Raw genomic sequence first — 4,948 nt, forward strand, 5'->3', positions numbered from 1 at the left:
CGTGACAGGAGCGTTATGCTTCGGCCATGCGCCAATACGATGGTGTCATTCCACGGCGACGGCATGGACGAAAAAAAGCCGGGCTCAAAGGAGCCCGGCTTGAGGTATTGGCCACGTGAGGCCGACACAATCACCTTCCAAGAGGATCGCTGAGCGCTCGCGCCACTGGAGGAGGGGGACAAATGCGCAACACGAAAACCCAGCGTCTGAACATTATTGTCCGCGCTCGCGCCTGGCAGCAACCGCCCGACCCGCATGTCAGTCATGCGCAAAGTCAGGACGGCCAGCGCTGTGCCTTGCTGACGACGAAGTCGCGGAACACCTGGACCCGCGCCACCGTCTTCAACTCTTCGGGATAGACGAAGTAAGTGTCGAGCTGGATGGAATCGGATTCGCCGAACAATTGGACCAGCCGGCTGTTGTCTTCCACCAGATAATCCGGCAGCGCGGCAATGCCGAGCCCCTGCTGGCAGGCGCGTACCAACCCTAAGATGTTGTTGACCCTGAAATAGGCCTCGCGCGGGCCGGAGCCATTGCGCCCGGCCTCGATCAGCCAGTTGCGGTTCTGCAGATGCGGCTGAACCTGCAGATCGCTCAGCGTAATGATGCGATGCGTGTCGAGGTCGTCCAGGGTGCGCGGCGTACCGAAGCGCTTGACGTATTCCGGCGAGCAATAGGCGTGGAAGCCGATCGAGAACAGCTTGCGCTGGATCAGGTCCGGCTGCGTCGGCTTGCGGGTGCGGATCGCGACATCGGCTTCCCGCATCGAGAGGTCGAGGTCCTCGTCGGTGACGATCATGGAAATCCGGATTTCCGGATAGAGCGCGGTGAATTCGTGCAGCCGCGGGATCAGCCAGTTGATCCCAAGCGCCGGCGGCGTCGTGATCTTGAGGTCGCCGCTTGGCCGCTCGCGGCTGTCGGTCAGTTTGGCGCGGGCCGCCTGCAACTGCATGAATACGTCATGCGCGGTCCGGAATAACAGGTCGCCCTGCTCGGTCAGGATCAGGCCGCGGGCGTGCCGGTGAAACAGCGAGACCGACAATTCCTGCTCCAGCGCGCTGACCTGTCGCGACACCGCCGACTGCGAGAGTCCAAGCTGCTCGCCGGCATGCGTGAAGCTCCCCGCCTCGGCCGCCGCGTGAAACACCTTCAGCTTGTCCCAATCCATGTCGGCAAATCCGTCCCGTGTTCTAGGCATGTGCAGTCATTTCATTCCGCCTCATTCCGCCGCGGCGCGTTCGCTGGCGCGCAGCGCCAGAAAGCGTTCGGCTTCCAGCGCCGCCATGCAGCCGAGGCCGGCGGCGGTCACCGCCTGGCGGTAGATCTCGTCGGCGACGTCGCCGGCGGCGAACAGGCCGGGCACCGAGGTCGCCGTCGAGTTCGGCGCCACCTCGACGTAGCCCGAAGGCTTCAGCTTGACCTGGCCCTTGACCAGGTCGGTCGCGGGCGCATGCCCGATCGCGATGAAGACCCCATCGGCCGGAAGCTCCGTCAGTGCGCCGGTCTTGACGTTCTTGAGCCTGATATCGGTGACCTTGGACGGGTTATCCTTGCCGTGGATTTCGTCGAGTGCGTTGTCCCACACCACCTTGATCTTGGGGTTCTTGAACAGCCGATCCTGCAGGATGCGTTCGGCGCGAAAATGATCGCGGCGATGCACGATGGTCACCCTTGACGCGAAATTGGTCAGGAACAGCGCTTCCTCGACTGCGGTGTTGCCGCCGCCGACCACCACGACCTCCTTGTTGCGATAGAAGAACCCGTCGCAGGTCGCGCAGGCCGAGACGCCAAAACCCTTGAACTTCTCTTCTGACGGAAGACCGAGCCAGCGCGCCTGGGCGCCTGTGGCGAGAATGACGGTTTCGGCCAGATAGACGTCGCCCGAATCGCAGGTCAGGCGGAACGGCCGCTGCGCAAGCTCGAGCCGGGTCACCAGATCGGTGACGATTCTGGTACCGACATGGGCGGCCTGCTTCTCCATCTGTTCCATCAACCATGGCCCCTGGATCACATCGGCGAAACCTGGGTAGTTCTCGACCTCCGTGGTGATGGTGAGCTGGCCGCCGGGCTGGATGCCCTGGATCAGGATCGGCTCCAGCATGGCGCGTGCCGCATAGATCGCCGCAGTATAGCCGGCCGGCCCGGAGCCGATGATGACGACCTTGGCGTGGATCGGTGCGGACATGGGTGGAATGCTTCTCTTGAGGGATTTTGGGCGGCGCCAGTGCGAAATCGCTCGAAAAGACGCCGAAAGCGACAAAACCAACTCTAAGACATCTGGCGAGCCATGCAAGAATTGCAATCCAAATCCGCGGATTTTCCCCTCAAACGCGGTAAACAGCGTGTGGCCCGCGCAATAAAATTGCGCGTCGTGCCCGAGCTGCGCTAAGAGAGTTGCCAGCGACGACGTTTCCTCCTCGCGAGGACCCTGGAGACCTGGAATTTCCGTGTCGAAGAATCTTGATGAGATCGACCTCAAAATCCTGAGCGAGATCCAGGCCGACGGCCGAATCACCAATGTCGAACTGGCGAAACGGGTCGGAATATCGCCGCCGCCCTGCCTGCGTCGGGTGCGCACCCTCGAGGAGGAGGGCTATATCCAGGGCTATCGCGGATTGCTCGACCCGCGCCGGCTCGGCTTCGACGTCACGGTATTTGCCTCGGTGCATCTGTCCAGCCAGGCCGACGCCGATCTGCGCGCGTTCGAGGATTTCGTCCGCGCCGAGCCGCTGGTACGGGAATGCTGGATGCTGTCGGGCGAGGTGGATTTCATCCTCAAATGCGTGGCGCCCGACATGGCGACGTTCCAGAAATTCGTCACCCACCTGACGGCCGCGCCGCATGTGCGCAACGTCAGGACCTCGCTGGTGCTGCACAATTCGAAATATGAAGCGGCGGTGCCGCTGGACGTCAAAGCCCGGGTATAGGGTTCCGCCGCCAGTCGAGACCGGGTCTGCGCCGGACCGGCGCATCCCTGAGGTATGGGGTTGACGAGGGGGGTCAGCCCTTTTTGCGCAACAGCGCATCGAGGCTCAACGGTCCTCCGCCTGCAGCCGACAGGAAAAGACATGCGAAGCAAAGCTCGATCGCGAGACTCCCGCCATTGATCACCGGGAAGAAGCTCCGCGGGAAGTGTTCGATGAAATAGGCAAAGGCCATTTCGCCCGACAAAATGAATGCAACCGGCCGGGTCAACAAGCCGAGCAGCAAGAGGGTGCCGAAGATCAGCTCGATGCTGCCGGCCGCGCCGAACAGGGACATCAGTTCGACTTTTGCGAAGGGCGAGTTTGGTGGAAACTTCAAGAGCTTTGCAACGCCGAACTGAAGCAGCACAAGCCCGGTCATGAGGCGAAACAGGCTGAGGGCCTGTGGTTGCCATTTGGAAAGCGTCTGTTCCATGTCTTGTCCCCTGTTTGATAGGCGCGCCGTAGCACTAGCTTAGAGCATTTTCCGGAGAGGTGGGCAGCGGCTTTCCGCCGGAAAATGCGACCAACAAAGACGACAGAGCGCTTTCCGATTCAACGTCATCGGAAAGCGCTCTGTCGTCGGCATTCGTGACCGGCGCGTGTCTATCAACCGGGCGAAGCCCGATCATTCCCTGCCGCGGCACAGGGGGCCCGCGGGAATTGATCGCAACGCGAAAAGCCGCGTCAGCGACGCGGCTTTTTTTGGCAGCGGTTGCATGGCAAGCCTAGCGCCACTCGACCTTGGTGATCTCATAGGCCTTTGCGCCGCCGGGCGTCACGACCTCGACGGATGCGCCCTTCTTCTTGCCGATCAGCGCGCGGGCCAGCGGCGAGGTGATCGAGATCCTGCCCTTCTTGGCGTCGGCTTCCACCTCACCGACGATCTGCCAGACGGTTTTCTTCTCGGTGTCCTCGTCGATCAGGGTCACCGTCGCGCCGAACTTGATCGTGTCGCCGGAGAGTTTCGAGATGTCGATGATGTCGGCGCGCGCCAGCTTGTCCTCGAGCTCGGCGATGCGGCCTTCATTGTGCGATTGCTCTTCTTTCGCGGCGTGATACTCCGCATTTTCCGAAAGGTCGCCGTGCGACCGCGCTTCCGCGATGTGCTCGATGATGCGCGGACGATTCACCGACTGGCGCTGCTTCAATTCATCCTCGAGCGCGGCATAGCCGAGCGAGGTCATCGGAACCTTTTCCATCATCTCTTTTGTCCTTGGGTCGCGCGGGCCGTCGGGAGGCCCGCACGAGACGCTTGGCAGATCAGGCAATCGGGGCTCGCCGCCGGCCCATGAATCCCGGGCCCTGTGAAGGGCCATGACAACATTCATACGGGGCGGTGAGTTCCAGCCATACTGGCTTTAAGGCTAATTGTTCAGCGGGCGTCCCCGCCCTGTCAACAATTAACCTTCAGAAAAGTAACTCTGCAGGGTGCGGACCTCAAGGTCTCCGTCCAGATAGGCGCGGATGCCCCGGGCCGCCGCCACGGCACCTGAAAGAGTGGTGTAGTATGGCACTTTGTGCAAGAGGGCAGCGCGCCGTAATGAGCGGCTGTCGGCCAATGCCTGCGGGCCCTCGGTGGTGTTGAACACGAGCTGGATATCGCCGTTGGTGATCGCGTCGACGATGTGCGGCCGGCCTTCCAGTACCTTGTTCACTTTTTCGGTCGGCACGCCATGGTCCGTGAGGAAGCGCTGGGTGCCCGAGGTCGCCAATACCTTGAAGCCGAGCGACGACAATAGCCGGACCGCATCGGCGATTCGGGTCTTGTCGCTCTCGCGGACCGAAACGAACACCGTGCCCTTGCGCGGCACACGGGTGCCGCCGCCGAGCTGGCTCTTGGCAAATGCCACCTCGAACGAACGGTCGATGCCCATGACCTCGCCGGTCGAACGCATTTCCGGCCCCAGTACCGTGTCGACCCCCGGGAAGCGGGCGAAGGGAAAGACCGCTTCCTTGACCCCGACGTGATCGAGCTTTTCGAG

Annotated in this window: 6 protein-coding genes and 1 pseudogene; 1 reads left to right on the forward strand and 6 read right to left on the reverse strand. The window is 62.1% G+C overall.

Annotation, left to right across the window (positions count from 1 at the left end; all coding sequences use genetic code 11):
- The 3 genes from WCB02_RS35385 to trxB form a co-directional block, all read right to left on the reverse strand.
- A partial coding sequence (locus tag WCB02_RS35385; protein WP_423966045.1) for a hypothetical protein occupies positions 1 to 266 on the reverse strand: 266 nt, incomplete at its 3' end.
- A gap of 8 nt (positions 267 to 274) precedes the next feature.
- The gene (locus WCB02_RS35390) at positions 275 to 1,198 is read right to left on the reverse strand and encodes a LysR family transcriptional regulator (RefSeq protein ID WP_423966048.1); all 924 of its coding nucleotides are present in this window, start codon (positions 1,196 to 1,198) and stop codon (positions 275 to 277) included.
- A 21-nt stretch (positions 1,199 to 1,219) separates the two neighbouring features.
- Positions 1,220 to 2,185, reverse strand: coding sequence for a thioredoxin-disulfide reductase (gene trxB, locus WCB02_RS35395; protein WP_423966050.1), 966 nt, complete (start codon positions 2,183 to 2,185; stop codon positions 1,220 to 1,222).
- 262 nt (positions 2,186 to 2,447) lie between these two features.
- On the opposite strand from trxB, the gene WCB02_RS35400 reads away from it, so the two are divergent.
- On the forward strand, positions 2,448 to 2,927 hold the full coding sequence (locus WCB02_RS35400; protein WP_423966052.1) for an Lrp/AsnC family transcriptional regulator: 480 nt from the start codon (positions 2,448 to 2,450) through the stop codon (positions 2,925 to 2,927).
- Between the two features lie 73 nt (positions 2,928 to 3,000).
- On the opposite strand, the gene WCB02_RS35405 is transcribed toward WCB02_RS35400, so the two are convergent.
- The 3 genes and pseudogenes from WCB02_RS35405 to WCB02_RS35415 form a co-directional block, all read right to left on the reverse strand.
- Positions 3,001 to 3,399, reverse strand: a complete 399-nt coding sequence (locus WCB02_RS35405) for a DoxX family protein (protein ID WP_423966055.1) — start codon at positions 3,397 to 3,399, stop codon at positions 3,001 to 3,003.
- A gap of 292 nt (positions 3,400 to 3,691) precedes the next feature.
- Complete coding sequence (gene greA / locus WCB02_RS35410) at positions 3,692 to 4,165, reverse strand: transcription elongation factor GreA (RefSeq protein WP_423966058.1); 474 nt, start codon at positions 4,163 to 4,165, stop codon at positions 3,692 to 3,694.
- 201 nt (positions 4,166 to 4,366) lie between these two features.
- Positions 4,367 to 4,948, reverse strand: a pseudogene (locus WCB02_RS35415) (carbamoyl-phosphate synthase large subunit); the annotation flags it as partial.

Source organism: Bradyrhizobium sp. (genome assembly GCF_049581145.1).
Taxonomy (GTDB): domain Bacteria; phylum Pseudomonadota; class Alphaproteobacteria; order Rhizobiales; family Xanthobacteraceae; genus Bradyrhizobium.

Coding starts and splice junctions, on each gene's coding strand:
- WCB02_RS35390 (WP_423966048.1), bottom strand. CDS start 1,198: ATGCCTAGAACACGGGACGGATTTGCCGACATGGATTGGGACAAGCTG.
- trxB (WP_423966050.1), bottom strand. CDS start 2,185: ATGTCCGCACCGATCCACGCCAAGGTCGTCATCATCGGCTCCGGGCCG.
- WCB02_RS35405 (WP_423966055.1), bottom strand. CDS start 3,399: ATGGAACAGACGCTTTCCAAATGGCAACCACAGGCCCTCAGCCTGTTT.
- greA (WP_423966058.1), bottom strand. CDS start 4,165: ATGGAAAAGGTTCCGATGACCTCGCTCGGCTATGCCGCGCTCGAGGAT.